The sequence below is a fragment of the Microbacterium sp. SORGH_AS_0888 genome (assembly GCF_030818905.1).
Classification (GTDB): Bacteria; Actinomycetota; Actinomycetes; order Actinomycetales; family Microbacteriaceae; genus Microbacterium.
Genome location: NZ_JAUTAZ010000001.1, coordinates 896,836 through 920,748, shown reverse-complemented (window position 1 = coordinate 920,748; position 23,913 = coordinate 896,836). Strand labels below are relative to the sequence as shown.

Below are 23,913 nucleotides of genomic sequence, written 5' to 3'. Positions count from 1 at the left end.
CGGTGTCGCCGGAGCACCCGCGCAGGTAGCGTGGGGTCATGCCCAACTTCGTGCTCGATCTCGGCAAGCAGGTCACGACCTACGGTGTGACGACGGTCTACGGCGAACAACAGGATGTCGACGGGATCCGCGTCATCCCCGTCGCCTTGGCGTGGAGCGGTTTCGGTGGCGCGAGCGATGACTCGGGCTCCGTCGGCGGCGGCGGGGGCGGCTACGCCATCCCGGTCGGCGCGTACGTTCGTCGCGGCGACGACCTGCGGTTCGAGCCGAACGTCGTCTCGTTGCTCGCGGTCGGCATCCCGTTCCTGTGGGTCGCCGGTCGCGCGCTCAGTCGCGTCATCCGTGCCCTCAAGAAGTAGCGAACCGGGCGAGCTCGGCCCCCTGCTGCGATCCGTCCTCGCGGCCGTCGCCCGCAGCGGCGAGGCCGCGCCCCTCGTCGTGATCGACGGGCGCAGCGGTGCCGGAAAGTCGACGTTCGCCCGGATGCTGCAGCAGCACCTCCCGGGTGAGGTCGATCTCCTGCCGCTCGACGCGTTCTACCCGGGCTGGGACGGGCTCACGGCCGCGTCCGAGATGCTGGCCGACGAGGTCATCGCGCCCCGAGCCGCGGGGGAGCCGGGACGCTGGCGTCGCTGGGACTGGGACCGCGGGGTCGCGGCCGAGGAACACCTCGTCGCACCCGGGCGGACGCTCGTGGTGGAAGGATCGGGCTCGCTCACGCCCCGCGTCGCCGCGTACGCCACGGTCTCGGTCTGGATGGACGGCCCCGCCCCGCAGCGCCGTGCGCGCGCGCTGGCGCGCGATGGCGAGACATACGCCCCGCACTGGGAACGGTGGGCGGCGCAGGAGGAGCAGCACGTCGCGCGGAACCGGCCGGCGGATCTCGCCGACGTCGTCTACGATCCCTCGACGGCCTGCACGAGCGCGTCGAGTCGGTAGCCGAGCCACTCGTAGACGCCGTACCGGGGGTCGTCCTCGTCGCCGTCGCCCTCGGACTCGATGCCGAGCCGGGACGCGAGCACGAGCCGGACGGCACCGAGCGTCCGCAGCCACGCGCCGGTGCGCTCGTCGTCGAGGACGATCGTGAGCTCGGCGACGGCGTCCGCGGTCGTGAGCTCCGCCGGGTCGCCGTCCTCGCCCGCGACGGCGAGATCGGCCAGCACGACTCCGGCGTCGTCGGAGCGGCGGCGCAGCAGCTCGGCGGAGGTGAGTGCACGGAACTCGCGTCCTGCGTCGGGATCGTCGGGGTAGGCGTCGGGCGTGAGTCGTGCGACGGCGGGGTCGTCGCGCACGCCCTCGTCGAGCAGCTCGATGAACTGTGCGACGAGCTGGCGCACGTGGAGCGCCTCGATCCGGGTGATCTGCATGACGACGGTGGTCACTCTGGTGCCTTCCGGACGGTGGCCCACAGGCCGTAGTCGTGCATGGCCTGCGCGTGCAGCTCCATCTGCTCGCGGGCGCCTTCGGCGACCACGGCGTGTCCCTCTTCGTGCACGGCGAGCATCAGCCGGGTCGCGACGTCCTTGGAGAACCCGAAGTAGCTGCGGAACACGTGAACGACGTAGCTCATCAGGTTCACCGGGTCGTTCCAGACGACCGTCTGCCAGGGGATGTCGCGGACCGGTGCCTCGGTCAGCCCGACGTCCTCGCGGGTGTCGGCGAGCGCGCTCATGCCCACCCCAGCTGGTGCAGGCGCTCGTCGTCGAGGCCGTAGAAGTGCGCGATCTCGTGCACGAGGGTCGTGTGCACCTCCTCGCGCAGGGCGTTCTCGTCGTCGCAGGCGTGCAGGTGCGGCTCGCGATACACGATGATCCGGTCGGGGAGCTCGCCCATCCCGTACCGGTCGCGTTCCGTGAGGGCCCACCCGTCGTAGAGGCCGAAGAGGTCGAGGCTGCCGTCCTCAGGACGGTCCTCGACCACGAACACGACGTTGTCGAGACCATCGACCATCTCATCGGGGAGCGCGTCGAGCTCGTCGAGGACGAGTCTCTCGAAGGCGTCGGCATCCATGTCGATCATGTCGGCCCCCGGCCGGAAGAAGTGGGGTGGCTAACGGGGCTTGAACCCGCGACCCCCGCGACCACAACGCGGTGCTCTACCAACTGAGCTATAGCCACCATGTGCCCGTGAAGGCAACCAGGATATTCTGTCACACACTCGGGGCGAACGACGACACGACCGACGCTGCAGCCGCTTTCGCGTCGTCGCTCGACGGACCCGGCTCGGGAACGAACACGGCCTGGCGGTAGTAGGCCAGCTCACGGATCGACTCCCGGATGTCGGCGAGGGCCCGGTGGCCGCCGTGCTTGGCGGGCGCGTTGTGGAACACCCGCGGGTACCAGCGCTTGGAGAGCTCCTTGATGCTGGACACGTCGACGCTGCGGTAGTGAAGCCAGCGGTCGAGTCGCGGCATGTAGCGGGCCAGGAACATCCGGTCGGTTCCGATCGTGTTGCCGGCGAGAGGGGCGCGGCCTTCGACGGGGGCGAAGCGCTGGATGTACTCGAGGGCCTGGAACTCGGCCTCGGCGACGGAGACCCCGTTCGGGATCTCGTCGAGGAGGCCGGAGGACCGGTGCATGTCGGTCACGAAGTCGTTCATGTGCGCGAGCGCGGAGTCGTCGGGCTTGATGACGAGCTGGAAGCCCTCGTCGAGGACGTTCAAGTCGAAGTCCGTCACGACGATCGCGATCTCGACCAGCTGATCGACCTCGAGGTCGAGACCCGTCATCTCGCAGTCGATCCAGACCAGCCTGTCGCCATCCGTGACACTCATGACGTCATCCTACTGGGGGCCGCAGACACGGGCCCCGGCGCGGCAGCCCCCCCGGAGGGATTCGAACCCCCGGCCTGGCGGGTAGAAACCGCTCGCTCTGTCCACTGAGCTACGGGGGGAGGGTGCCCACACAGAGTACCGGAGCCGCGGCGGAAGGGATGGTGCGGCTGGGGTGGTTGCCGTAGCGTCGCAGTATCTAAGGGAGGTCGACGATGAGCACGACACAAGCACTCTGGGTCGCCTACGGCAGCGGCGGTGTGATCGGCACGATCCGCAAACAGGACGAGGTGTACCTCGTGACCATGGCCGGGGCGGACGACGTCCTGGGTTCGTACCCCACGATGGAGATCGCGAAGAACGCGCTGCACGCGCAGCAGGCCCCGGGCGCCGACTGGCCGGAGTTCCGCCAGCACTGACAGACGCGCACCCTCTCCTCCACAGGCGTGTGCGCGAGTCACCTTCTCCACGGATCGGGAGACGGCGGCTCCGGCGCGCCCTCGCCGACGGATGCTGGCTGCAGCCGCGGTGCTCGAATCGGGCACCGGGCACCGCGGCATCCATCGTCCAGAGGAGGAGAGATCAATGAGCGAGACCATCACGATCGTCGGGAACGTCGCCGCCGCGCCGGAACGCCGTGACATCGGCAACGGCGTCGAGGTGACGAAGTTCCGCGTCGGATGCACGCAGCGACGCTTCGACGCGCAGCAGGGCAAGTGGGTCGACGGACACACGAACTGGTACAGCGTGAGCGCCTTCCGCGCGCTCGGCACGCACGCGTTCGCGTCGCTCCGTCGGGGGGAGCGGGTCATCGTGACCGGAAAGCTGCGGATCCGGACATGGGAGAACGACTCCGGGCGCGGGACCTCGGTCGAGGTGGATGCCGATGCCATCGGCCACGATCTGCTGTGGGGCACGAGCCTGTTCCAGGAGGCTCCGCGCTCCGCTCCCGCGTCGACGCCGACGTCGGAGGCGGCCTCCGGGACGGCGGGCGACTGGGGCGCGCCGGCGGCGGTCCCGGATCCCTGGGTCGCCGCGCGACCGGTCGAGCCGGCCGCGGAGCCGGTGCCGGCCGGCGCACCCCCGGAGGACACGCCGTTCTGAGGCTCTCGGGGGCGCCGCGTACACTCGAGGGGTGACGTCCCCCCGCTTCCGCTCCGTCGTCTCCGCCGGGGCGGTCGCCCTGACCATCGTGATCGCGGGATGCAGCTCCCCGCAGCCGGTGGTGCCGACGGAGACGCCGACCCTCTCCGACACCCCGACCCCCGCAGCGACCGTCCCGGCGGCTCCCGCGCTCGTGCCCGAGGGCAGCGCCGCGCAGAACCTGCCGTACTTCACCCAGATCGTGCAGCAGGTCTGGGCGGGACCCGATCAGGTCCACGGCCGCGCTTACATCGATGCGCTGGTCGCCGCCGGGTTCCCGAAGCAGTCGATGCAGGTCACTCCGGACGAGTCGACCGTGGGAAACCCCGCGGAGAGCATCCAGTTCTCCGTGCTCTGGCGTGATGGCCAGTGCCTGATCGGCCAGGTCGGGCCGGCCACGGGATCCGCGGTCGCCGTCGTCGAGCCCGCTGTGCTCGGCGGAAGCGCCTGCCTCCTCGGCACGACCCGCCCCATCGACTGGTGACGGCGGGCGGGAGCCTGCCCGCCGTCTAGACTGGCCTGGTTATGGCTGAGTACATCTACTCCATGGTCCGTGCCCGCAAAGCGGTGGGCGAGAAGCTGATCCTCGACGACGTCACGATGGCGTTCCTGCCGGGCGCGAAGATCGGCATGGTCGGTCCCAACGGGGCCGGGAAGTCGACGATCCTGAAGATCATGGCGGGCCTGGACCAGCCCTCCAACGGTGAGGCCAAGCTCTCGCCCGGATACACCGTCGGCATCCTCATGCAGGAGCCGGAGCTCGACGAGACCAAGACGGTCCTGGAGAACATCCAGGAGGGCGTCGCGATCAAGCCCAAGCTCGACCGGTTCAACGAGATCTCCGCGCTCATGGCCGACCCCGACGCCGACTTCGACGCGCTGCTGGCCGAGATGGGCGTGCTGCAGGAGGAGATCGACGCCGCCGACGGCTGGGACCTCGACTCGCAGCTGGAGCAGGCGATGGATGCGTTGCGCACCCCCGCCGGCGACGAGCCCGTCACGAAGCTCTCCGGCGGCGAGCGCCGCCGCGTCGCGCTCGCCCGCCTGCTGCTGCAGAAGCCCGATCTGCTGCTGTTGGACGAGCCCACCAACCACCTCGACGCCGAGAGCGTGCTCTGGCTCGAGCAGCACCTGCAGTCCTACAAGGGCGCGGTGATCGCGATCACGCACGATCGGTACTTCCTCGACAACGTCGCCGAGTGGATCGCCGAGGTCGACCGTGGTCGGCTCATCGGCTACGAGGGCAACTACTCGACCTACCTCGAGAAGAAGGCCGAGCGTCTCGATGTCCAGGGCAAGAAGGACGCCAAGCTGGCCAAGCGGCTGAAGGACGAGCTCGAGTGGGTGCGATCGAGCGCCAAGGGCCGGCAGACGAAGTCGAAGGCGCGTCTGGCTCGCTACGAGGAGATGGCCGCGGAGGCGGAGCGCACGCGCAAGCTCGACTTCGAGGAGATCCAGATCCCGCCGGGGCCGCGCCTGGGCAGCGTCGTGATCGAGGCGAAGAAGCTCCGGAAGGCGTTCGGCGATCGGTCTCTCATCGACGGCCTGAGCTTCAGCCTCCCGCCGAACGGCATCGTGGGGGTCATCGGCCCCAACGGCGTCGGAAAGACGACGTTGTTCAAGACGATCGTCGGGCTGGAGCCGCTCGACGGCGGCGAGCTCAAGATCGGCGAGACGGTCAAGATCAGCTATGTCGATCAGAGCCGCGCCAACATCGACCCGAACAAGACGCTGTGGGAGGTCGTGTCGGAGGGACTCGACATCATCACGGTCGGCAAGACGGAGATCCCCTCGCGCGCCTACGTCTCCAAGTTCGGCTTCAAGGGGCCGGACCAGCAGAAGAAGGCGGGTGTGCTCTCCGGCGGCGAGCGGAACCGGCTGAACCTCGCCCTCACGCTCAAGGAGGGCGGCAACCTGCTGCTGCTCGACGAGCCGACCAACGACCTGGATGTCGAGACGCTGCAGTCGCTCGAGAACGCGCTGCTCGAGTTCCCCGGCTGCGCCGTCGTGATCACGCACGACCGGTGGTTCCTCGACCGCATCGCCACCCACATCCTGGCCTATGAGGGCACCGACGAGCACCCCGACGCCTGGTACTGGTTCGAGGGCAACTTCGAGGCGTACGAGGCGAACAAGATCGAGCGTCTCGGTCCCGACGCGGCGAACCCGCACCGCTCGACGCACCGCAAGCTCACGCGTGACTGACGCCGTGCGCCTCCACATCCCGATCGACCTCCGGTGGGGGGATCTGGACGCGTTCAACCACGTCAACAACACCTCGATGCTGAAGCTGCTCGAGGAGTGCCGGGTGCGCGCGTTCTGGGCGCCCGAGAGCGGTGAGCCGAGATACCCCACGGCGGTCGTGCCTGCGGGGACGGAGCTGCTGACCCTCATCGCCCGACAGGAGATCGAGTACCTCCGACCGGTCCCGTACCAGAGCGATCCGCTCGACGTGCAGCTGTGGTTCGGCCGGCTGGGCGGCTCCAGCGGCGAGGTCTGCTACGAGGTCTACAGCCCGCGCGCAGCCGGTGAGCAGGTGCTGTACGCCCGGTCGTCCGCGGTGATCGTCTTCGTGGATGCCGCCAGCGGCCGCCCCGTGCGACTGACGCCCGAGATGCGCGCGGCGTGGGAGCCCTACCTGGGCGAGCCGATCCGCTACTCGCGTCGCTGATCCGTCGGCACGCGCACCATGATCTCCTGGGCGACGGAGGCCACCAGCTCCCCGTCCCGCGTGTAGAGACGGCCCGTGGACAGACCGCGTGCGCCGCGTGCGGTGGGCGAGGTCTGGGCGTACAGAAGCCATTCGTCGGCGCGTGCGGGCCGGTGCCACCACATGGCGTGATCCAGGCTCGCGACGTTGACGTCGCCCGCCGACCAGGTCAGGCCGTGGGCACGCAGCACGGACTCCTGGATCGACATGTCCGACATGTAGGCGAGTGCCGCGCGGTGCAGGAGCGGGTCGTCCGGCAGGCGACGGCGGACCCGGATCCACACGTTCTGAGAGGGGCTCGAAGCGACCCGGTCTCCGGCCCACAGCGAGCCCTCCACGTGACGGGCCTGCAGCGGAAGCCCGACGACCGTCTGCGGGTTGAGCGGGTGGAGCGAGTCGAGCTCCGGGTCCGAGAGCTCCTCCGGCCCGGGGACGTCCGGCATCGGCTCGGCGTGATCGAGGCCGTCCTCCTCGATCTGGAACGATGCGATCATCGAGAAGATCGGCACACCCTGCTGGAAGGCCTGGGTCCGACGCGCCGTGAACGACCGCCCGTCGCGGAGCCGGTCGACCGCGAAGGTGATGCCGTGCGCGGTGTCGCCCGGGCGCAGGAAGTAGCCGTGCATCGAGTGGATCGGGCGGTCCGGATCGACCGTGCGTGAGGCGGCGAGCACGGACTGGGCCAGCACCTGACCGCCGAACACGCGACCGCGGGGCATGGGGTGCGAGACACCGGTGAAGATGTCCTCGGTCGTGCGCGCCTCGGTGGAGTTGAGCGAGAGGACCGACAGCAGCGCGTCGGCGGGGTCGGCGTCCGGGTAGGGGGCGGGTTCCACGGCATCCTCCGGTCGTCTCGACATCGACGATTGATAGCTTAGTTCGATGCCCTTCCGTCTCCTGTTCCCGGATGCCGACGCCGCGGCCGATGCGCTGACCTTCGCGGGGCGCGCGGGGACCCTCGGCACGGACACCGCCGTGCGGCTGCAGGCGCGTGCGGGCGTGCTCGTCATGACCACCGCGGCGCTCGCACCGCGGACGCTGCTGGACGACGTTCCGACCGTGCTCGCGATGCGGGTGGTGCCCGTCGATCCGGAGCTGGAGTGCGATCTCGCGGTGGCGGCGCCGGGCCTCGTGGCGACATCGGCCGCGGGAGAGCTGGCGCTCCCGGAGACCTCGGTGACGGCGACCTGGGCGGGCATCTCACCGCCGCGGAGCGGCTGGGAGCCCGGCGGCGAGATCGCCGCATCCGTGCTCTCCGCCCGCGCGCAATGGGGCATGACCGCGGTGGCGCACGAGCTGCCGGTCGATCCGGGGGAGGATCTGGTGCGCACCGTGCGGGCGCACGTCTGGGGCGCCCCCGACGATCAGCTGCTCGACCTCCCGCGGGCGGTCGCCTTCGCCGCCGTCACGATGGGGTTCGTGCACGGCGAGGAGCAAGCGTCGCTGCGGACGGCGCCGGGGTGGTCCCGACTCACGCTGCGCCGCGGGCACGTGCTGGTGCGGCGCGCCGTGCGTGCGGGGCTGACCCCCGTGCGCGCGACCGGCGCGGCCTGATCCGTCGCCATCCGCGCCGTCCGCATCAGGACACATGGCCGCAGCAGGAGAGCGTGTGCCTCGGGCACCCTGCGGCGGCGAGATGTCCTGATCCGTCGAGGGAGCGGGGCCGGCCGGGCGGTCAGACCGACCGGGCGGCGGCGCGCCCGGCGGCCCGCCCCGAGAACAGGCACCCGCCGAGGAAGGTGCCCTCGAGCGCCCGGTACCCGTGCACGCCGCCGCCGCCGAAGCCGCTCGCCTCGCCCGCGGCGTAGAGACCCGGCAGGGGCGTGCCGTCGGCGCGGAGCGCCCGCGCCTGCAGGTCGGTCTCGATGCCCCCGAGCGACTTGCGGGTCAGCACGTGCAGCTTGACCGCGATGAGCGGGCCCGCCGCGGGATCCAGGATGCGGTGGGGAGCGGCCGTGCGCACGAGCCGGTCGCCTCGGAACGCCCGTGCAGAGCGCAGCATCGCGATCTGCGCGTCCTTGGTGAAGTCGTTGTCCATCTCCCGGTCGCGCGCCTCGATCTCGGCCCGCGCCCGTGCGGCCTCGAGCGCCTCGCCCCCGGGGAGCGCCCGCATCCCCTCGAGGAGGTCGTCGAGCGAGTCGCGCACGACGAAGTCCGCGCCGCGGTCGAGGAAGGCCCGCACGGGCCCCGCCGCTCCCTTCCCCAGCCGCGAGCGCACGAGCAGCGGGATGTCCTTGCCCGTCAGGTCGGGGTTCTGCTCGCTGCCCGAGAGCGTGAACTCCTTCTCGACGATGCGCTGCGACAGCACGAACCAGGAGTGGTCGTGGCCCGTGCTCCGAAGGTGGGCGAGGGTGCCGAGCGTGTCGAACCCGGGGAACAGCGGCACGGGCAGCCGAGCGCCGGTCGCGTCGAGCCAGATCGATGACGGGCCGGGGAGGATGCGGATGCCGTGGCCCGGCCAGATCGGATCCCAGTTCTGGATGCCCTCGACGTAATGCCACATCCGGTCACGGTTGATGAGCCGCGCACCGCCGCGCTCGGCCGTCTCCAGCATCGCGCCGTCGACGTAGGCGGGCACGCCCGTGACCATCGTCTCGGGCGGGGTGCCGAGGCGCTGCGGCCAGTGCGCGCGGACGAGGTCGTGGTTTCCGCCGATGCCGCCGCTGGCGACGATCGTCGCGCCGGCCTCGATCGTGAAGGAGCCGACGATCTCGCGGCCGCTCGCCTCGCCGCGCCCTGCGCCGGTCGGAGCGAGCATCTCGCCCGTCGCACCGGTCACCGCGCCGTCGTGCCGGGTCAGCTCGCGCACGCGATGGCGCGACAGGATCGTGATCCTCCCCTCGCTCTCGGCCTCCTCGACCTCGGCCTGGAACGGCGCGACGACGCCCGGTCCCGTGCCCCAGGTGACGTGGAAGCGGGGGACCGAGTTGCCGGGACCGGTCGCCAGATAGCCGCCGCGCTCGGCCCATCCCACGATGGGGAAGAAGCGGACGCCCTTCTGCACCAGCCACGCACGTTTCTCGTGGTGAGCGAAGTCGAGGTAGGCCTCCGCCCACCGCCGAGGCCAGGCGTCCTCCTCCCGATCGAAACCGGCCGTGGCGAACCAGTCCTGCCGCGCGAGCTCGGCGCTGTCGCGGATCCCGAGGCGGCGCTGTTCCGGCGAGTCGACGAGGAACAGGCCGCCGAAGGACCACCAGGCCTGACCGCCCAGGTTCGCGCGCGCCTCCTGGTCCACGAGGATGACGCGTCGGCCCGCGCGGGCGGCTTCGGCGGCCGCGACGAGCCCCGCCAGCCCCCACCCGATCACGAGCACGTCTGCGGCGTGGCGGGTCTCGGTCATGGCGACTCCTTCGTCGGTGGCTGTCAGCGCTCTCCCGCGGGAGGCTCCGTGGTGCGCAGCGGCAACGTGCCGCCGTCGCGTCCTGCCGCGGCCGGTCCGATGCCGCTGGGCTCGAACGTGTTCACCATGGCATACGCCGCGCGGTGCAGGTAGTCCCAGAGCGTCTCCTCGTGCAGGGGAGGAAGCCCGAGCGCGTCGACGGCGGCGCGCATGTGCGCCAGCCACCGGTCGCGCGCCTCCGGGTTGACGGCGAAGGGCGCGTGACGCATCCGGAGCCGCGGGTGGCCCCGTCGCTGGCTGTAGGTCGAGGGGCCGCCCCAGTACTGCTCCAGGAACAGCAGGAGGCGCTCCTTGGCGGGGCCGAGGTCCTCCTCGGGGTACATGGGACGCAGCAGCTCGTCCTCTGCCACGCCGTCGTAGAAGACGTCGACCAGTCGGACGAAGACCTCGTGACCGCCGATCTCGTCGTAGAAGCTCAGGGGCGTGTCGGTCATATCTCCGGATCCGTGGGGGTCTCGGGCGGGGTCGCGGGCTTGCCGCCGCGCTTGTGCCGCCACACCGGGCGTGCGTCGTCCTTGGCGATCGGGGTCGGGCGGGTCTTCGGCGGGCGGGCGCCGCGGATGCTCATGGCTCCGTCCATGCCGGTCAGGGTGATGGAGTTCAGCTGCGGCAGCTTCACGCCCATCTCGTCGATCGCGCGCTTGAGCCGCATCCGCAGCTCGCGCGCCACATCGTCCTTCGCGTTCGAGCGGGTCTTCAGGACCAGCCGGATGACGAGCGCGTCGCCCGAGATGGACTCGAGGCCCCAGATCTCCGGCTGCTCGATGATGCGCGCGCGCCACTTGGGGTCCTTCGCCAGCGCCTTGGCGGCATCCAGCATGGCCTTCTCGACGGCGTCGAGGTCGGCGTCGGCGGGAACCGCGAGGTCGATGATGACGCGCGACCAGCCCTGCGACATGTTGCCGATGCGGGTGACCTCGCCGTTGCGCACGTACCACAGGGTGCCGTTGACGTCGCGCACGTGCGTGATGCGGACGCTCACGTACTCGACCACGCCCGTGGCGAGGCCGAGATCGACGACGTCGCCGATGCCGACCTGGTCCTCCGCGACGAGGAAGATGCCGTTCAGGACGTCCTTCACGATGTTCTGCGCGCCGAAGCCGAGGCCCGCGCCCACGGCGGCGGTCAGCAGAGTCAGCGAGCCGAGCACGCTCGGGGCGAGCGTGTTGATCACGAGCACGATCCCGATGATCACGACGGCCACGTTGACGATGTTCTGCAGGATCGTGCCGAGCGTGCGCGTGCGCTGCACGATGCGCACCTGCGCGAGCGGGGAGACCTCGATCGAGCGGGTGTCGTCGACGTTCGCCTTGTTCTTGGCGCCGTTGACGATGCGGTTCACGATGCGGCGGATGGCGAGGCGCAGCACGATCGCGATCACGACGCACACGGCGATGATGATCGCGACGCCGATCAGCTTGAGGCCGATGTCGCCGCCGATCTGGAGGATCTGAGCCCAGAGGGTCGGGGACTCGGCGGAGTCGGAGAGGTGGATGCCCATCGTGTCCGATCCTAACGAGGCCTGCGTGGGTGCCGGCTGGGCGCCGCTCACCCGGCCGTGTCGTCGGCGAGTCCCAGCCGGTGGGCGAGGATGACGGCGTGCACGCGGTCGCGCGACCCGGTCTTGGCCAGCACCCGGCCGACGTGCGTCTTCACGGTCGACTCGCTGAGGTACAGCTCCTGCGCGATCTCGCCGTTGGTGAGACCGCGGCCGATCGCGAGGAAGACGTCGCGCTCGCGCTCGGTCAGCCCCGCGAGCGGATCGGGTCCGGGCGGACGGCGCTGAGCCCGGGTCATCCGGTCGATGACCTGCCGTGTCACCCGGGGGGAGAGCACCGCATCCCCTCGGGACACGGCTCGGATCGCGCCGATCAGCTCCTGCCGGTGCGCGTCCTTGAGCAGGAACCCGCCGGCGCCCGCCTCCAGCGCCCCGAAGGCGTACTCGTCCAGGTCGAAGGTCGTGAGCACCAGGACCCGGGTGCGCGGGTGTGCGCGCACGATCCGCTCGGTCGCCGCGATCCCATCGAGCCGCGGCATCCGGACATCCATCAGCACGACGTCGGGGGAGTGGACCGCGACGGCGCGCACGGCCGCCTCGCCGTCGGCCGCCTCGCCCACGACCTCCAGGTCCGGCTCGGCCTCGAGGACGAGACGGAAGCCGACGCGGATGAGCTCCTGGTCGTCGACCAGGAGGACCCGGATGCGCTCGCTCATCCTCCGATCCTCTCCGACCCCGCGGGCAGCACGGCGCGCACACGCCACTCGTCCGCGCCCGCCGGTCCCGCCTCGATCGTCCCGCCCACGTGGGCCACGCGCTCGTACAGTCCTTGCAGTCCGTACCCGCCCGCGCTCGAGGCGGGGCGCGCGCCGTCGTTGACGATCTCGGCGGTCACCGACCGGGCGTCGTCGCCCGGAGCGCCGCCGTCGACCCGCACGCGGATCGCGGTCGCGGCCGGCGCATGCCGCATCGCATTGGTCAGGGACTCCTGCACGACGCGGGCGAGGGCGAACAGCACGGCGTGCGGGAGGCCGTCGGTCGTCCCGGTCGTGCGCAGCGTGACGGGGAACCCGGCGCGCTGCGCGGCACGGACGGCCGTGCCCACGGCGTCCTCGACGAGCGGGGCGAGGGGAGCGTCCTCAGCGTCGCCGTCACGGAGCACACCGAGCATCGCGCGCATCTCGACGAGCGCACCCCGCGCGGTGTCCGCGACCTGCGCCGTGACCGCACGGGCGCGTTCCCGGTCCGCCGTCGCCGTCGCGCCCTCCGCGAGGGCGACGATGACGGTCAGGCTGTGCGAGACGATGTCGTGCATCTCGCGCGCGATGCGCGTGCGTTCGGCGGCCGCGGCGAGCTGCGCCTGCTGGTCGCGTTCGACGAGCAGCTGGCGGGACCGGTCGATGATGCCCTCGACGTAGCGTTTCCTGTTGCCGATGTTCACGCCGACGAGCACGCCGAGCAGTGCCGAGACGATGCCGTTGATCGCGACGTTGAGGGGCGTGTGGACGGGCGATCCGAGCAGGGCGGCCAGGAGCGCCCCTGCCAGGAGTGCGGTGCACACCGCCGCGAAGGTCGTCCATGCCCGTCGGGTGGACGAGTAGACCGGGACGGCGTAGATCGCGACCATGAGGACCGGCCCGGAGACGATCGTCTCCGGCACCAGCAGGAGGCTGAGGCTCGCGACGGTCGCGCACGCGGTGACGAGCACCGGCCACCGGCGCCGGAGCAGGAGCGCAGCACAGGCGAGCAGCGTCAGCACGCCTGTGGCGACGGCTGTCGGGGGAGCGACGGCCTGCGACCCAGGGGCGTTCTGGACCCCTGAGGTGACGGCGGTCGCGGGCGCCAGCGAGAAGAAGACGACGAGGGCCGCGATCACCACGTCCGCGAAGACGGGGTGCCGCACCCAGAACTGGCGGATGACGCCCGGCGCACGCGGCAGCCGCAGCTCGTCGTCGCGGGCGACGTCGATGCTGCGGCTGCGGCGTTTCGGCACGGATCGACTCTAGGCGTCGCGCGAGCGGAGCACCGCCCAGGAGCCGAGGAGGCCCGCGGCGCACCACCCGCCGAGCGCGAGGAGCGCGGTCGGGTCGTCGAGGCCGCCCGGCGTCGTGCCCGGCGACATGAGCGCCTGGGCGGCGTTCATCGGGAGGAGCCGGGCGAGATCGCCCACCCAGGCCCAGGCGGGATCGACGGCGCCGAAGATGTTGGTCACGATGGGCAGCACGAACAGGATGCCGACGGTCGCGGCGACGGCACCGGCGCCGTTGCGGACGACGAAGCCGAACGAGAGCCCGATGATCGCGAACACCGCCATGCTGAGTGCTCCGTAGCCGATGGGCAGGATCGACTGCTCCGGCGTCGACCAGTCGATCGGCGTCGACTGCAGCGAAGGCGCGGTGACGAGCGCCGACAGGCCGAACACGACGAGGCTCGACACCGCCAGCACGACGGCGACCACGATCGCCTTCGCCGCCAGGACGACACCGCGACGCGGCTCGGCCGTCAGGGTCGAGCGGATCATGCCCGTCGAGTACTCGCCGGTGATCGCGATCGCGCCCAGCGCGCCGGCGAGCAGCATCGTGAACTGCGTCGGCGCGACGATCGCCATGACCGGAGCGTAGTCGAAGGAGACGCCCGCCTCCTCGGCGTTCCGGTACGACCCCGCCAACTGGGCGGCGATCATGAGCGAGAACCCGATCGAGAGGACGGCGACGATCCCGAGCGACCACCAGGTGGAGCGGAGGGTCAGGATCTTGATCGTCTCGCTGCGGATGACGCGACCGAACGAGAGGCGGTGGGGCGAGGTCCGGGTCTGCACCTCGGTCGCGGTCACGGCGCTCATGCGATCTCCTTGGTCTTGTACTCGATCGCCTCGACGGTGAGGGCCAGGTAGGCGTCTTCGAGCGATCCGGTCATGGGGGTGAGCTCGTGGAGCGGGATGCCGTGGTCGGAGGCGAGGTCGCCGATGCGCGCCGCGGGGAGCCCGGCGATCTCGAGGGTGTCCGGGCCCGTCGTGACGATCTCGACCTCGGCGCCGGCGACGGCCTGGGCCAGCTCCGCCGTGCGCGGGCTGCGCACTCTGACGGTGTGCGTCGTCCAGGCGCGGACGAGGTCCTCCAACGGCGCGTCGGCGAGGACCTTGCCGCGGCCGAGCACGATCACGTGGTCGGCGGTCTGCGCCATCTCGCTCATGAGGTGGCTCGAGAGCAGCACCGTGTTGCCCTGCCGGGCGAGGTACTTCACGAACTCGCGCACCCACCGCACGCCCTCCGGATCGAGTCCGTTGACGGGCTCGTCGAGGATGAGCGTGTGCGGTTCGCCGAGCAGCGCCGCCGCGATGCCGAGGCGCTGTCCCATGCCGAGCGAGAACTTGCCGGCGCGCTTGCGGGCCACATCGGCGATGCCGGTCAGCTCGATGACCTCGTCCACCCGGCTGTGGGGGATGCCGTGGGTCGCCGCCATGGCGCGCAGGTGGTTGCGGGCGCTGCGACCGGTGTGCACGGCCTTCGCGTCCAGCAGCACGCCGACCTCGGTGAGCGGAGCGCGCAGCTGCGCGTAGCTCTGGCCGTTGATCGTGGTGCGACCGGCCGTCGGGCGGTCGAGCCCCACGATCATGCGCATCGTGGTCGACTTCCCGGCACCGTTGGGTCCGAGGAACCCCGTGACCTTGCCCGGCTGGACGGTGAAGGAGACGTCGTCGACGGCGGTCTTGTCTCCGAACCTCTTGGTGAGGCCTTCTGCGGTGATCATGTCCTCGACGCTACGGAGCGGGAGGGTGCCGCCGCATCCGACCGAGGTACCACTTTCGGGGCGGGCCCGGGTACCACGGAACGACGTCGGCCGTGCCCGAGGCAGAGCGTTCGCCGGGCTCAGTCCTCCGCGTCGCGCGACTGCACGTCGAGGGCGCGCTCCACGCCGGCGAGGTTCTCCGCCACGAGGCGCCGCAGCGCCGCCGGTGCGTCGGCGTTCTGCCCGAGCCAGGCCCGGGTCGCGTCACGGAGCTCGGCGTTCGCGAGCGGTGCGGGGTAGAGCCCCGTGATCAGGTAGCTCGCGATCTGGTAGGTGCGGCCGTTCCACACCGGGAGCAGCATGTCGAAGTACGGCGTCACGTACTCCGCCAGCAGGTCGCGGCTCGCGGGGTGGGTGAAGCCCGCCGCGGCCGAGCGCAGCACCGTGTTGGGCAGCTCGTCGCGCTCGACCAGTCGGTCCCACGCCTCGCGCTTGGCGTCCGCGCTCGGCAGGGCCGCCTTGGCCTGCGCGGCGAACTCGCCGCCCTTGGCCGTGTTGTCGGCAGCGAGCGCGGCGTCGATGTCGGCCGTCGTGACGACGCCTCCCGCGGCGAGCGAGACCAGCAGCGCCCACGACAGGTCGGCGTCGATCTCGAGCCCGTCGAGGACGATCGCCCCGTCGCGCAGCGCCCGCACGGTCTCGAACTGCGCGGGCGTCGCCGCCGCGGAGGCGAAGGCCGTGACGAACTGCAGCTGGCTGTCACTGCCGGCCCCGGCCCCCTGCGCGAGGTTCCACAGGCCGTCGGCGACCTTCGCGCGCGTCTGCTCCCGCTTCTCGGGCGCCACGTAGGAGTTCGCCGTCAGCTGCAGCTGGCCGAGCGTCGTGCGCACGGTCGTCGACTCGGTCTCGCTGCCGATGTTGCCCAGCACCAGGTCGATGTAGGCGGATGCGGAGGCCTCGGCATCCCGCGTCTGGTCCCACGCGGCGCCCCACACGAGCGAGCGGGCAAGCGGGTCCGTGATCTTGGCGAGGTGCGCGACCGCCGTCGCGAGCGACCGGTCGTCGAGGCGGATCTTGGCGTAGGCCAGGTCGTCGTCGTTGAGCAGCACGAGGTCGGGGCGGGCCAGTCCCACGAGCTCGGCGACGTCCGTGCGGTCGCCGTCGACGTCGAGCTCGAGGCGGTGCACGCGCACCAGCTCGTCTCCGCGCAGCGAGTAGAAGCCGACGCCGAGCCGGTGCGGCCGGATCGTCGGGTAGTCGGCCGGGGCCGTCTGGATGATGGCGAACCGCGTGATGGTGCCGTCGGCGGCCTCGTCGATCGACGGGGTGAGGGTGTTCACGCCCGCCGTCTCGAGCCACTTCTTGGACCAGCCGGACAGGTCGCGGCCGCTCGTCGCCTCGAGCTCGACCAGGAGGTCACGCAGCTCCGTGTTGCCGAAGGCGTGCTTCTGGAAGTAGCGCCCGACTCCCGCGAAGAACGCCTCGATGCCGACCCAGGCGGCGAGCTGCTTGAGCACCGATCCGCCCTTGGCGTAGGTGATGCCGTCGAAGTTGACCTGCACGTCCTCGAGGTCGGTGATCTCGGCGACGACCGGATGCGTGGAGGGCAGCTGGTCCTGCCGGTAGGCCCAGGTCTTCTCCATCGCGTTGAAGGTCGTCCACGCCTCGGTCCACTCGGTGGCCTCGGCGGTCGCGATCGTCGACGCCCATTCGGCGAACGACTCGTTCAGCCAGAGGTCGTTCCACCACTTCATGGTCACGAGGTCGCCGAACCACATGTGCGCCAGCTCGTGCAGGATCGTGACGACGCGGCGCTCCTTGACGGCATCCGTCACCTTGCTGCGGAACACGTAGGTCTCGGTGAAGGTCACCGCTCCCGCGTTCTCCATGGCGCCCGCGTTGAACTCGGGCACGAACAGCTGGTCGTACTTGGCGAAGGGGTAGGGGACGCCGAACTTCTCCTCGTAGTACGCGAAGCCCTGACGCGTCTTCTCGAACACGTAGTCGGCGTCGAGGTGCTGCCACAGGCTCTTTCGGGCGTAGACGCCCAGCGGCACGACGCGGCCCGAGGCGCTCGTCAGCTCCGAGAAGGTCGCCTCGTACGGGCCCGCGATGAGCGCGGTGATGTACGACGAGATCCGCGGGGTCGGCTCGAACGCCCAGGTCGCGGTGCCCTCTCCGGCGGGCACCGGCTCCGGTGTGGGCGAGTTCGACACGACCTTCCACGCGACGGGCGCCGTCACGGTGAAGCGGAACTCGGCCTTCAGGTCCGGCTGCTCGAACACGGCGAACATGCGGCGGGAATCGGGCACCTCGAACTGCGAGTACAGATAGACCTCGCCGTCGACCGGGTCGACGAACCGGTGGAGGCCCTCGCCGGTGTTCGTGTAGAGGCAGTCGGCCTCGACCACGAGCTCGTTCTGGGCGGCCAGACCTTCGAGCGCGATGCGGCTCTCTGCGAAGGCCGCGGAGGCGTCGATCTCGCGACCGTTGAGCGTGATCCGGTGCACGTCGCGCGCGATCAGGTCGATGAACGTCGAGGCGCCCTCGGTCGCTGTGAAGCGCACGGTCGTCGTCGAACCGAACACCTCGGCCCCGCGGGTCAGATCGAGCACCACGTCGTAGGACTGCGTGTCCACGACGGCGCGGCGCTCCTGCGCCTCGATACGGGTGAGATTCTCTCCGGGCACGTTTCGCTCCCTGGGTTTCGGGGAAAAGGAGGCCGTCACCGGGTCGGACGGCGCACCGTCCACCCTATGCCCGACGGGTCAGCCGGCGGGGGCGGCGTGGCGGGCGACATGGCTGCGCGCGTGCGCGATCGCGGCATCCAGCTCGGTGAACAGGTGCCTGTGATGCCGGAGCGAGGCGAGCACGCCGACCGTGCGGAACAGCTCCTCGTGCCCGGGCTGCACGCCCTTGATCAGCACCGTCACGCCACGGCGCTCGAGCGCCTGCACGATCTCGGAGAGCACGCGGGCTCCGGTCGCGTCGACGAGCTCGAGACGCGACATCCGCAGCACGACGACCTCGACGCCCTCGACGCGGGTGACGTGGTCGAAGACACGCTCGGCTGCGGCGAAGAAGAGCGGCCCGTCCAGTCGCAGGACCGCGATCCGGTCGTCGCCCGGCTGAGGGGCGCCCGCGATCGGCTCGCGGACGACGGCCGTCTCGCGCGAGAGGCTGCGCAGGGCGAACACGGCCGCGCACAGGACGCCGATCACGACCGCCACGATGAGGTCGACGGAGACGGTGACGAGCGCCGTGACGACGAAGAGGATCGCGTCGCCCCGCGTGGATCGCAGGATGGAGGAGACCGTCGCCCGCTGCACCATGCGCACGGCGGTGACCATCAGCACCCCGGCGAGAGCTGCGAGCGGGATGGATCCCACGGGCCCCGAGATGACCAGGACGACGAGCAGCAGCACGATCGCGTGCACGATGGCTGCGAGCCGGCTGCGTCCGCCCGAGCGCACGTTGACCGCCGTGCGTGCGATCGCGCCCGTCGCGGGCATGCCGCCGAACATGGCCGATCCGATCGAGGCGATGCCCTGTCCGACCAGCTCCCTGTCGGGATCGTAGGGGCCGGTGTCGGCCAGGGATGCCGCGACCCGCGCGGAGAGCAGCGACTCGATCGCCGCGAGGGCGGCGACCGTCACGGCGGGCAGCAGCAGCGCCCCCAGGGTCGCCGTGTCCAGCGAGGGCAGCACGGGAGCGGGCAGGGAGGCCGGGAGCGCTCCGATGCGAGCCAGAGGCGTAGGGACGACGAGGGCGAGGAGCGTGACGAGCACGATTCCCACGAGCGAGCCGGGGATCGCGCGGTGGATGCGGGGCGCCAGCAGCATGCAGGCCGTCACGATCGCGATGGCCGCGAGCGACCACGGCACGTAGGTCCAGTCGGCGGCGAGGATCGACTGGACCGCCGCGACGATCGCGTTGGAGGAGTGCTCCCCGGCGGCGGCCGTGTGGCCGGAGGTCGCGAAGGGCACCTCCTGCATGAAGATGATGACCGCGATGCCGAGGGTGAAGCCTTCGATGACCGGCCAGGGGATGAACGAGACGGTGCGTCCGAGCCGCAGAGCGCCGGCGGCGAGCACGATCACGCCCGCGAGCAGCGTCACCACGACGACGGCGCCGGGGCCGTGGGCGGCCACGATGGGCACGAGCACGACGACCATGGCGCCGGTGGGTCCCGAGACCTGCACGTTCGATCCGCCGAAGACAGCGGCGAGGACGCCCGCGACGATCGCCGTCACGAGTCCGGCCTCGGCCGACAGGCCGGAGCTCACGCCGAACCCCAGCGCGAGGGGGAGCGCGACGATGCCGACCGTGACGCCGGAGACCAGGTCGCCGCGCCAGGTGCGGCGCAGCATCCGGTAGTCGCGGGGCCCCGGCAGCAGGGCTCTGGCGGCGGCGCCCGCGCGCGCCAGCCGCGTCATCCCGCGACCTCGATGCGGGGGAGCGCGGCGGCCGCGGCCGCGCGATCTCCGTCGGCGGCGACGATGTCGAGCAGCAGTGCCCGTGCGGTCGCGAGGAGATCGGCGACCCGGGGCTCGGCCAGGCGGTAGAAGACGTGGCTCGCCCGCCGCTCGCTCGTGACGAGACGGTGACGCCGGAGCACGGACAGGTGCTGGGAGAGGTGGGAGGCCTCGAGCCCGGTCTCGCGCTGGAGGTCGGCGACGCTCACCTCGGGCGCGGTCGAGAGCAGCTCGAGGATGCGGATGCGCAGCGGGTGGGCGAGTCCTTTGAAGAGGTTCGCCTTGATCTCGTAGAGCGGACGCTCTCGGTGACTTATCGGCATGATGGATCCATCATATCGTCGTCGCCGAGACATCCTGCGATTCCCGTCCCGCGGCGGTGCGAGGATGGAGGGGTGACAACGATCGACACCGAGCCCCTGTCGTCCGCGCCCGTGCCGTTCGCCTCCGCGGCGGCGTCCGCCGGCCCCGCCCACGTCACCGTGCCGGTCGCCTACGACGGCATCCTCCTCGCCGGCTTCGGCGGCCCCGAGGGGCAGGACGACGTGATCCCGTTCCTGCGCAACGTCACGCGCGGCCGCGGCATCCCGGATGAGCGGCTGGAGGAGGTCGCGCACCACTATCGGCATTTCGGCGGCGTCAGCCCGATCAACGCGCAGAACCGCGCGCTCAAGGCGGCCCTGGAGGCCGAGCTCGCCCGCCGCGGCATCGACCTCCCCGTCTACTGGGGCAACCGCAACTGGGCGCCCTATCTCAGCGAGGCCGTGACCGAGGCCGCCACCGCCGGCGACACGACGCTGCTGGCGATCGCCACGAGCGCCTACAGCTCCTTCTCGAGCTGCCGTCAGTACCGCGAGGACTACGCACGCGTGCTCACCGAGACCGGTCTCGGCGACCGCGTCACGATCGACAAGGTGCGGCAGTTCTTCGACCACCCCGGCTTCGTCGCCCCTTTCGTCGCGGGGGTGACGGACGCCGTGCGCGGCATCGTCGAGGAGGGCGTCGCCGCGGAGCGCATCGCGATCCTCTTCTCGACCCACAGCATCCCGACGGCCGATGCGCAGCGATCGGGCCCGCGCGACGTCGACTTCGGGCCCGGCGGCGCCTATCAGGCGCAGCACGAGGCCGTGGCCGCCTACGTCATGGCGCAGGTGGTGGCGGCCATCCCGGATGCTGCGGCCACGCCGTGGGAGCTGGTGTTCCAGTCCCGTTCGGGCCCCGCGTCGCAGCCGTGGCTGGAACCCGATGTCTGCGACGTGATCGCCGAGCTTCCCGGACGGGGAGCCGAGGCCGTCGTCGTGGTTCCTGTCGGCTTCGTCAGCGACCACATGGAGGTCCTGTGGGACCTCGACACCGAGGCGGTGGAGGCGGCCGAGGAAGCGGGGCTGCGGGTCGTCCGTGCGCCCACGCCGGGCGTCGACCCGGCTTATGTCGCCGGCCTCGTGGATCTCGTCGAGGAGCGTCTGCAGGGGCTCCCGGTGGCCGATCGCCCCCATGTGACCGATCTCGGACCCTGGTTCGACGTGTGCCGGCCCGGCTGCTGCGAGAACGTGCGTGCGGGGTTCAAGCCCGCAGCGGCCGGCATGGCCCCCTGAGGGGTCCGTTATCCACATCCCCGCCCGGTTCGTCGTGGGTTCTTGGTGTCGACGCTGCGTGATCGGTGGAGCGGCGAGGCGTCCGACGCCTACGAGCGCGCCCAGCGGCAGTGGACCGAGCAACTGCGTGTGCCGTCGCCCGCGTCCTCACGCTCGTGAAGGACATCGTGAACAAGATCGTCGAGTTCGTCATGACCTCCAGCCAGAAGCTGGAGAGCTTCCGGGCGGCGGCATCCGACGTCTCGGGGACCGACTTCGGCTCCTGGCCGGTTGCGCGGCTCGCCTGAGATGGCGGCGATCGTGAGCACGCGCCTGCGTCGGGCCGGAGTGATCGGTGCCGTGGGGCTCGTCGTCGCCCTGCTGGCGGGGTGCGGCCCGGAGGCGCCGTACGGGTCCGACGCGTACTCCGCCGAGATCGATGTGGCACGGCAGTTCATGTCGGCGCTCGAACGCGGTGCGGCATCGAGCGCGCTCGCGCTCACGACGGGGGATCTCGGCATCCGGCCCGATGCGGCGACCGACGTCTTCTACGAGAAGGCCGAGGCGAGGCCGACGAAGGCGACCATCGTCAGCGCGGTCGAGACCTCCGACACCGAGGTGTACGTCGACGTCCGCTTCCAGCTGGCCGGTGACGACCGCGAGATCAAGCTGGGGTTCCTTCGGGGGCAGTCGTCGCCGCGCATCACCGGCTGGCTGTTCCAGGGGATGTCCGTCGCGGGATACACGGGGGAGGGGACGCCGGGAAACCTGGTCGTCTCCGACGACGTGGCCTATCCGTTCGCTCGCGACTCGCAGCAGATCGTGCTGCTTCCGGGCCGCTACTCGTTCCACTACGAGGGCTCGGGACCGGTGGCGGGCAAGAGCTTTCCCGTCGACTTCCCCTACCAGTACCAGCAGCTCGAGCCGGACCTTCCCGCGGGTCTGAGCATCTCGTACACCTCGCTGACGGTCGACGACGCCGGCTGATCCGAGCCGTCGCCCCGGCATCGAGAACCCCCGAGTGCGCGTTGCGGATGCGTCCCCTTGCGATGACAGGATAGAGATCATGCGCATCCACATCGCGACCGACCACGCCGGTCTGGAGTTCTCCACCCAGCTGCAGCAGCACCTCGCCGCTCAGGGCCACGACGTCGTGGACCACGGACCCGTCGAGTACGATCCCGTCGACGACTACCCGGCCTTCTGCATCCGCGCCGCTCAGGCCGTCGTGTGCGATCAGGCCCAGGGCATCGAGACGCTCGGCGTCGTCTTCGGCGGCTCGGGCAACGGCGAGCAGATCGCCGCGAACAAGGTGCAGGGGATCCGCGCCGCGCTCGTGTGGAACATCTCGACGGCCGAGCTCGCCCGCCAGCACAACGACGCGAACGTGATCGCGATCGGCGCTCGCCAGCACACGTTCGAGGAGGCGGCGTCCTTCATCGACCGCTTCATCGCGACGCCGTTCTCGAACGAGGAGCGGCACGTGCGCCGCATCGCCCAGATCGCCGACTTCGAGCGCGACGGCTCGCTCCTGCCGGACCCCCGGGCCGGGGCGACGCAGCCGGATGTGCTCGCCGACGAGAGCTCGAGCTTCGACCCGGAAGCGGGCTGATGCCCGAAGGGCATTCCGTCCACCGCATCGCCCGGCAGTTCGACCGCAACTTCGTCGGGCGGAACGTCGCGGCCTCCAGCCCCCAGGGACGCTTCGCGGAAGGCGCCTCGCTGCTCGACGGGCGCGAGCTGCTGGAGGCGCGCGCGGTCGGGAAGCAGATGTTCCTCGGATTCGACGGCGAGCTGTGGCTGCGGGTGCACCTGGGGCTCTACGGCGCGTGGGACTTCGCCGGCGAGATCGCGGTCGATCCCACGATCGCGAGCGCGAACGGGCGCATGGGCCAGACGAACCAGCGCGGCACGATCCTGCCGGATGAGACCGTCATGGACGCTGCCGGCGAGAACTCGCTCTCCTCGATCGGTGCTCCGCGCCGCGCTCGCGTGCACGTGCGGATGTCGGAGCAGACCACCGGCCTCGCCACCGAGGACGCGTGGCCGCCGCCGATCGTCGGGCAGGTGCGCCTGCGCCTCCTCACCGACCTCACCTGCGCCGACCTGCGTGGCCCCACCGCCTGTGAGGTGCAGACCCCGGACGAGATGCTGGCGACGATCGCACGACTCGGGCCGGACCCGCTGGTGGGCGATCCAGCCGAGGGGGAGGAGCGCTTCGTCGCGGCCGTCCGGCGCAAGGGCACGCCCATCGGCCTGCTGCTGATGGACCAGAACGTCGTGAGCGGCATCGGCAACGTGTACCGCGCCGAGATGCTTTTCCGTGCGCGGCAGAACCCGCACACGCCCGGTCGCGACGTGCCCGAGGGCGTGGTGCGCGAGCTCTGGCGGGACTGGGTGCGGCTGCTGAGGATCGGCGTCGAGACCGGTCAGATGATGACGATGGACGACCTGACGCCCGAGCAGTGGCGCGCCGCGATGGCCAGCCGGGACGACCGGCACTGGGTCTATCACCGGGCGGGCCTGCCGTGCCGCGTCTGCGGGACGCAGATCGTGCTCGAGGAGATGGCCGCGCGCAAGCTCTACTGGTGCCCGCGCTGCCAGGCGTGAGGAT

28 protein-coding genes and 2 tRNA genes are annotated in these 23,913 nt (G+C 71.0%); 13 read left to right on the top strand and 17 right to left on the bottom strand.

The genetic code is table 11. The features are described from left to right. Nucleotides 1-38 precede the first annotated feature (38 nt). Together QE381_RS04540 and QE381_RS04535 are read left to right on the top strand one after the other, a co-directional pair. Nucleotides 39-359, top strand: a complete 321-nt coding sequence (locus QE381_RS04540; RefSeq protein ID WP_307215871.1) for a hypothetical protein — start codon at nucleotides 39-41, stop codon at nucleotides 357-359. Further along, nucleotides 343-939 (top strand): hypothetical protein, encoded by a 597-nt coding sequence (locus QE381_RS04535; protein WP_307215869.1) that lies wholly within the window; start codon nucleotides 343-345, stop codon nucleotides 937-939. The genes QE381_RS04540 and QE381_RS04535 overlap by 17 nt, the downstream gene beginning before the upstream one ends. Here QE381_RS04535 and QE381_RS04530 read toward each other — a convergent pair. The 6 genes from QE381_RS04530 to QE381_RS04505 all read right to left on the bottom strand — a co-directional run bounded on the left by QE381_RS04530 (nucleotide 897) and on the right by QE381_RS04505 (nucleotide 2,892). Next, a complete protein-coding gene (locus QE381_RS04530) occupies nucleotides 897-1,382 on the bottom strand; it encodes a DUF2017 family protein (RefSeq protein ID WP_307215867.1) in 486 nt (161 codons plus the stop codon). The two genes, QE381_RS04535 and QE381_RS04530, sit on opposite strands and share 43 nt — an antisense overlap. Further along, nucleotides 1,379-1,672 carry an ATP-dependent Clp protease adapter ClpS gene (gene clpS, locus QE381_RS04525; RefSeq protein WP_307215865.1) on the bottom strand — a complete coding sequence of 98 codons (294 nt, stop codon included), beginning with the start codon at nucleotides 1,670-1,672 and terminating at the stop codon, nucleotides 1,379-1,381. Before clpS ends, QE381_RS04530 begins: the two co-directional genes overlap by 4 nt. After that, nucleotides 1,669-2,019, bottom strand: coding sequence for a metallopeptidase family protein (locus QE381_RS04520; RefSeq protein ID WP_307215863.1), 351 nt, complete (start codon nucleotides 2,017-2,019; stop codon nucleotides 1,669-1,671). Before QE381_RS04520 ends, clpS begins: the two co-directional genes overlap by 4 nt. A 22-nt stretch (nucleotides 2,020-2,041) precedes the next feature. After that, nucleotides 2,042-2,117: transfer RNA gene (locus QE381_RS04515), tRNA-His, on the bottom strand. Between the two features lie 32 nt (nucleotides 2,118-2,149). After that, nucleotides 2,150-2,773 (bottom strand): oligoribonuclease, encoded by a 624-nt coding sequence (gene orn / locus QE381_RS04510; RefSeq protein WP_307215861.1) that lies wholly within the window; start codon nucleotides 2,771-2,773, stop codon nucleotides 2,150-2,152. Between the two features lie 46 nt (nucleotides 2,774-2,819). Then, nucleotides 2,820-2,892, bottom strand: a tRNA-Arg gene (locus tag QE381_RS04505). Nucleotides 2,893-2,985: 93 nt separating this feature from the next. Between QE381_RS04505 and QE381_RS04500 the strand changes: the two genes are divergently transcribed. The 5 genes from QE381_RS04500 to QE381_RS04480 all read left to right on the top strand — a co-directional run bounded on the left by QE381_RS04500 (nucleotide 2,986) and on the right by QE381_RS04480 (nucleotide 6,584). Further along, on the top strand, nucleotides 2,986-3,189 hold the full coding sequence (locus QE381_RS04500) for a methyltransferase (RefSeq protein ID WP_307215859.1): 204 nt from the start codon (nucleotides 2,986-2,988) through the stop codon (nucleotides 3,187-3,189). A gap of 166 nt (nucleotides 3,190-3,355) precedes the next feature. Beyond that, the gene (gene ssb, locus QE381_RS04495; RefSeq protein WP_307215858.1) at nucleotides 3,356-3,874 is read left to right on the top strand and encodes a single-stranded DNA-binding protein; all 519 of its coding nucleotides are present in this window, start codon (nucleotides 3,356-3,358) and stop codon (nucleotides 3,872-3,874) included. 31 nt (nucleotides 3,875-3,905) lie between these two features. After that, a complete protein-coding gene (locus QE381_RS04490) occupies nucleotides 3,906-4,397 on the top strand; it encodes a hypothetical protein (RefSeq protein WP_307215856.1) in 492 nt (163 codons plus the stop codon). Between the two features lie 41 nt (nucleotides 4,398-4,438). Then, the gene (gene ettA / locus QE381_RS04485) at nucleotides 4,439-6,118 is read left to right on the top strand and encodes an energy-dependent translational throttle protein EttA (protein ID WP_307215854.1); all 1,680 of its coding nucleotides are present in this window, start codon (nucleotides 4,439-4,441) and stop codon (nucleotides 6,116-6,118) included. After that, nucleotides 6,111-6,584, top strand: a complete 474-nt coding sequence (locus QE381_RS04480) for a thioesterase family protein (protein WP_307215853.1) — start codon at nucleotides 6,111-6,113, stop codon at nucleotides 6,582-6,584. Before ettA ends, QE381_RS04480 begins: the two co-directional genes overlap by 8 nt. Here the strand turns inward: QE381_RS04480 and QE381_RS04475 are convergent. Continuing rightward, nucleotides 6,569-7,483 (bottom strand): acyl-CoA thioesterase II, encoded by a 915-nt coding sequence (locus QE381_RS04475; protein WP_307215852.1) that lies wholly within the window; start codon nucleotides 7,481-7,483, stop codon nucleotides 6,569-6,571. The genes QE381_RS04480 and QE381_RS04475 overlap by 16 nt on opposite strands. A 22-nt stretch (nucleotides 7,484-7,505) precedes the next feature. Here QE381_RS04475 and QE381_RS04470 point away from each other — a divergent pair, with 22 nt between their 5' ends. Beyond that, a complete protein-coding gene (locus QE381_RS04470; RefSeq protein WP_307215850.1) occupies nucleotides 7,506-8,177 on the top strand; it encodes a hypothetical protein in 672 nt (223 codons plus the stop codon). Nucleotides 8,178-8,298: 121 nt separating this feature from the next. Here the strand turns inward: QE381_RS04470 and QE381_RS04465 are convergent, their stop codons facing one another. The 10 genes from QE381_RS04465 to QE381_RS04420 form a co-directional block, all read right to left on the bottom strand. Next, nucleotides 8,299-9,963, bottom strand: a complete 1,665-nt coding sequence (locus tag QE381_RS04465) for an FAD-binding dehydrogenase (RefSeq protein ID WP_307215848.1) — start codon at nucleotides 9,961-9,963, stop codon at nucleotides 8,299-8,301. A gap of 23 nt (nucleotides 9,964-9,986) precedes the next feature. Continuing rightward, a complete protein-coding gene (locus QE381_RS04460) occupies nucleotides 9,987-10,457 on the bottom strand; it encodes a globin (RefSeq protein WP_307215846.1) in 471 nt (156 codons plus the stop codon). Next, nucleotides 10,454-11,524, bottom strand: a complete 1,071-nt coding sequence (locus QE381_RS04455) for a mechanosensitive ion channel family protein (RefSeq protein ID WP_307215844.1) — start codon at nucleotides 11,522-11,524, stop codon at nucleotides 10,454-10,456. The genes QE381_RS04460 and QE381_RS04455 overlap by 4 nt, the downstream gene beginning before the upstream one ends. A 47-nt stretch (nucleotides 11,525-11,571) precedes the next feature. After that, complete coding sequence (locus QE381_RS04450) at nucleotides 11,572-12,237, bottom strand: response regulator transcription factor (RefSeq protein WP_307215843.1); 666 nt, start codon at nucleotides 12,235-12,237, stop codon at nucleotides 11,572-11,574. Next, entirely contained in the window at nucleotides 12,234-13,514 is a 1,281-nt protein-coding gene (locus tag QE381_RS04445; RefSeq protein ID WP_307215842.1) for a sensor histidine kinase, read from the bottom strand. The genes QE381_RS04450 and QE381_RS04445 overlap by 4 nt, the downstream gene beginning before the upstream one ends. Before the next feature lie 9 nt (nucleotides 13,515-13,523). Next, nucleotides 13,524-14,363 (bottom strand): ABC transporter permease subunit, encoded by an 840-nt coding sequence (locus QE381_RS04440; RefSeq protein WP_307215840.1) that lies wholly within the window; start codon nucleotides 14,361-14,363, stop codon nucleotides 13,524-13,526. Next, complete coding sequence (locus QE381_RS04435; RefSeq protein WP_307215839.1) at nucleotides 14,360-15,271, bottom strand: ABC transporter ATP-binding protein; 912 nt, start codon at nucleotides 15,269-15,271, stop codon at nucleotides 14,360-14,362. The genes QE381_RS04440 and QE381_RS04435 overlap by 4 nt, the downstream gene beginning before the upstream one ends. 119 nt (nucleotides 15,272-15,390) lie before the next feature. Then, entirely contained in the window at nucleotides 15,391-17,940 is a 2,550-nt protein-coding gene (gene pepN / locus QE381_RS04430; RefSeq protein WP_307215838.1) for an aminopeptidase N, read from the bottom strand. Between the two features lie 78 nt (nucleotides 17,941-18,018). Further along, complete coding sequence (locus QE381_RS04425) at nucleotides 18,019-19,686, bottom strand: SulP family inorganic anion transporter (RefSeq protein WP_307215836.1); 1,668 nt, start codon at nucleotides 19,684-19,686, stop codon at nucleotides 18,019-18,021. Next, nucleotides 19,683-20,048, bottom strand: a complete 366-nt coding sequence (locus tag QE381_RS04420; RefSeq protein WP_307215834.1) for a helix-turn-helix transcriptional regulator — start codon at nucleotides 20,046-20,048, stop codon at nucleotides 19,683-19,685. The genes QE381_RS04425 and QE381_RS04420 overlap by 4 nt, the downstream gene beginning before the upstream one ends. A gap of 72 nt (nucleotides 20,049-20,120) precedes the next feature. On the opposite strand from QE381_RS04420, the gene QE381_RS04415 reads away from it, so the two are divergent. The 5 genes from QE381_RS04415 (at nucleotide 20,121) to QE381_RS04395 (ending at nucleotide 23,909) form a co-directional block, all read left to right on the top strand. After that, nucleotides 20,121-21,320, top strand: a complete 1,200-nt coding sequence (locus QE381_RS04415; RefSeq protein WP_307215832.1) for a ferrochelatase — start codon at nucleotides 20,121-20,123, stop codon at nucleotides 21,318-21,320. 110 nt (nucleotides 21,321-21,430) lie between these two features. After that, on the top strand, nucleotides 21,431-21,607 hold the full coding sequence (locus QE381_RS04410; RefSeq protein ID WP_307215830.1) for a hypothetical protein: 177 nt from the start codon (nucleotides 21,431-21,433) through the stop codon (nucleotides 21,605-21,607). A gap of 13 nt (nucleotides 21,608-21,620) precedes the next feature. Continuing rightward, nucleotides 21,621-22,286 carry a hypothetical protein gene (locus QE381_RS04405; protein WP_307215828.1) on the top strand — a complete coding sequence of 222 codons (666 nt, stop codon included), beginning with the start codon at nucleotides 21,621-21,623 and terminating at the stop codon, nucleotides 22,284-22,286. A gap of 79 nt (nucleotides 22,287-22,365) precedes the next feature. Then, the gene (locus QE381_RS04400) at nucleotides 22,366-22,911 is read left to right on the top strand and encodes a ribose-5-phosphate isomerase (RefSeq protein ID WP_307215827.1); all 546 of its coding nucleotides are present in this window, start codon (nucleotides 22,366-22,368) and stop codon (nucleotides 22,909-22,911) included. Next, nucleotides 22,911-23,909, top strand: a complete 999-nt coding sequence (locus QE381_RS04395; protein ID WP_307215825.1) for an Fpg/Nei family DNA glycosylase — start codon at nucleotides 22,911-22,913, stop codon at nucleotides 23,907-23,909. The genes QE381_RS04400 and QE381_RS04395 overlap by 1 nt, the downstream gene beginning before the upstream one ends. Nucleotides 23,910-23,913 lie beyond the last annotated feature (4 nt).

What these genes read in the sequence shown, in the direction of transcription:
- QE381_RS04540 (WP_307215871.1), top strand. Translation starts at nt 39, where the DNA reads ATGCCCAACTTCGTGCTCGATCTCGGCAAGCAGGTCACGACCTACGGT.
- clpS (WP_307215865.1), bottom strand. Translation starts at nt 1,672, where the DNA reads ATGAGCGCGCTCGCCGACACCCGCGAGGACGTCGGGCTGACCGAGGCA.
- QE381_RS04520 (WP_307215863.1), bottom strand. Translation starts at nt 2,019, where the DNA reads ATGATCGACATGGATGCCGACGCCTTCGAGAGACTCGTCCTCGACGAG.
- orn (WP_307215861.1), bottom strand. Translation starts at nt 2,773, where the DNA reads ATGAGTGTCACGGATGGCGACAGGCTGGTCTGGATCGACTGCGAGATG.
- QE381_RS04500 (WP_307215859.1), top strand. Translation starts at nt 2,986, where the DNA reads ATGAGCACGACACAAGCACTCTGGGTCGCCTACGGCAGCGGCGGTGTG.
- ssb (WP_307215858.1), top strand. Translation starts at nt 3,356, where the DNA reads ATGAGCGAGACCATCACGATCGTCGGGAACGTCGCCGCCGCGCCGGAA.
- ettA (WP_307215854.1), top strand. Translation starts at nt 4,439, where the DNA reads ATGGCTGAGTACATCTACTCCATGGTCCGTGCCCGCAAAGCGGTGGGC.
- QE381_RS04475 (WP_307215852.1), bottom strand. Translation starts at nt 7,483, where the DNA reads ATGTCGAGACGACCGGAGGATGCCGTGGAACCCGCCCCCTACCCGGAC.
- QE381_RS04470 (WP_307215850.1), top strand. Translation starts at nt 7,506, where the DNA reads ATGCCCTTCCGTCTCCTGTTCCCGGATGCCGACGCCGCGGCCGATGCG.
- QE381_RS04465 (WP_307215848.1), bottom strand. Translation starts at nt 9,963, where the DNA reads ATGACCGAGACCCGCCACGCCGCAGACGTGCTCGTGATCGGGTGGGGG.
- QE381_RS04460 (WP_307215846.1), bottom strand. Translation starts at nt 10,457, where the DNA reads ATGACCGACACGCCCCTGAGCTTCTACGACGAGATCGGCGGTCACGAG.
- QE381_RS04455 (WP_307215844.1), bottom strand. Translation starts at nt 11,524, where the DNA reads ATGGGCATCCACCTCTCCGACTCCGCCGAGTCCCCGACCCTCTGGGCT.
- QE381_RS04450 (WP_307215843.1), bottom strand. Translation starts at nt 12,237, where the DNA reads ATGAGCGAGCGCATCCGGGTCCTCCTGGTCGACGACCAGGAGCTCATC.
- QE381_RS04440 (WP_307215840.1), bottom strand. Translation starts at nt 14,363, where the DNA reads ATGAGCGCCGTGACCGCGACCGAGGTGCAGACCCGGACCTCGCCCCAC.
- QE381_RS04435 (WP_307215839.1), bottom strand. Translation starts at nt 15,271, where the DNA reads ATGATCACCGCAGAAGGCCTCACCAAGAGGTTCGGAGACAAGACCGCC.
- QE381_RS04425 (WP_307215836.1), bottom strand. Translation starts at nt 19,686, where the DNA reads ATGACGCGGCTGGCGCGCGCGGGCGCCGCCGCCAGAGCCCTGCTGCCG.
- QE381_RS04420 (WP_307215834.1), bottom strand. Translation starts at nt 20,048, where the DNA reads ATGCCGATAAGTCACCGAGAGCGTCCGCTCTACGAGATCAAGGCGAAC.
- QE381_RS04400 (WP_307215827.1), top strand. Translation starts at nt 22,366, where the DNA reads ATGCGCATCCACATCGCGACCGACCACGCCGGTCTGGAGTTCTCCACC.
- QE381_RS04395 (WP_307215825.1), top strand. Translation starts at nt 22,911, where the DNA reads ATGCCCGAAGGGCATTCCGTCCACCGCATCGCCCGGCAGTTCGACCGC.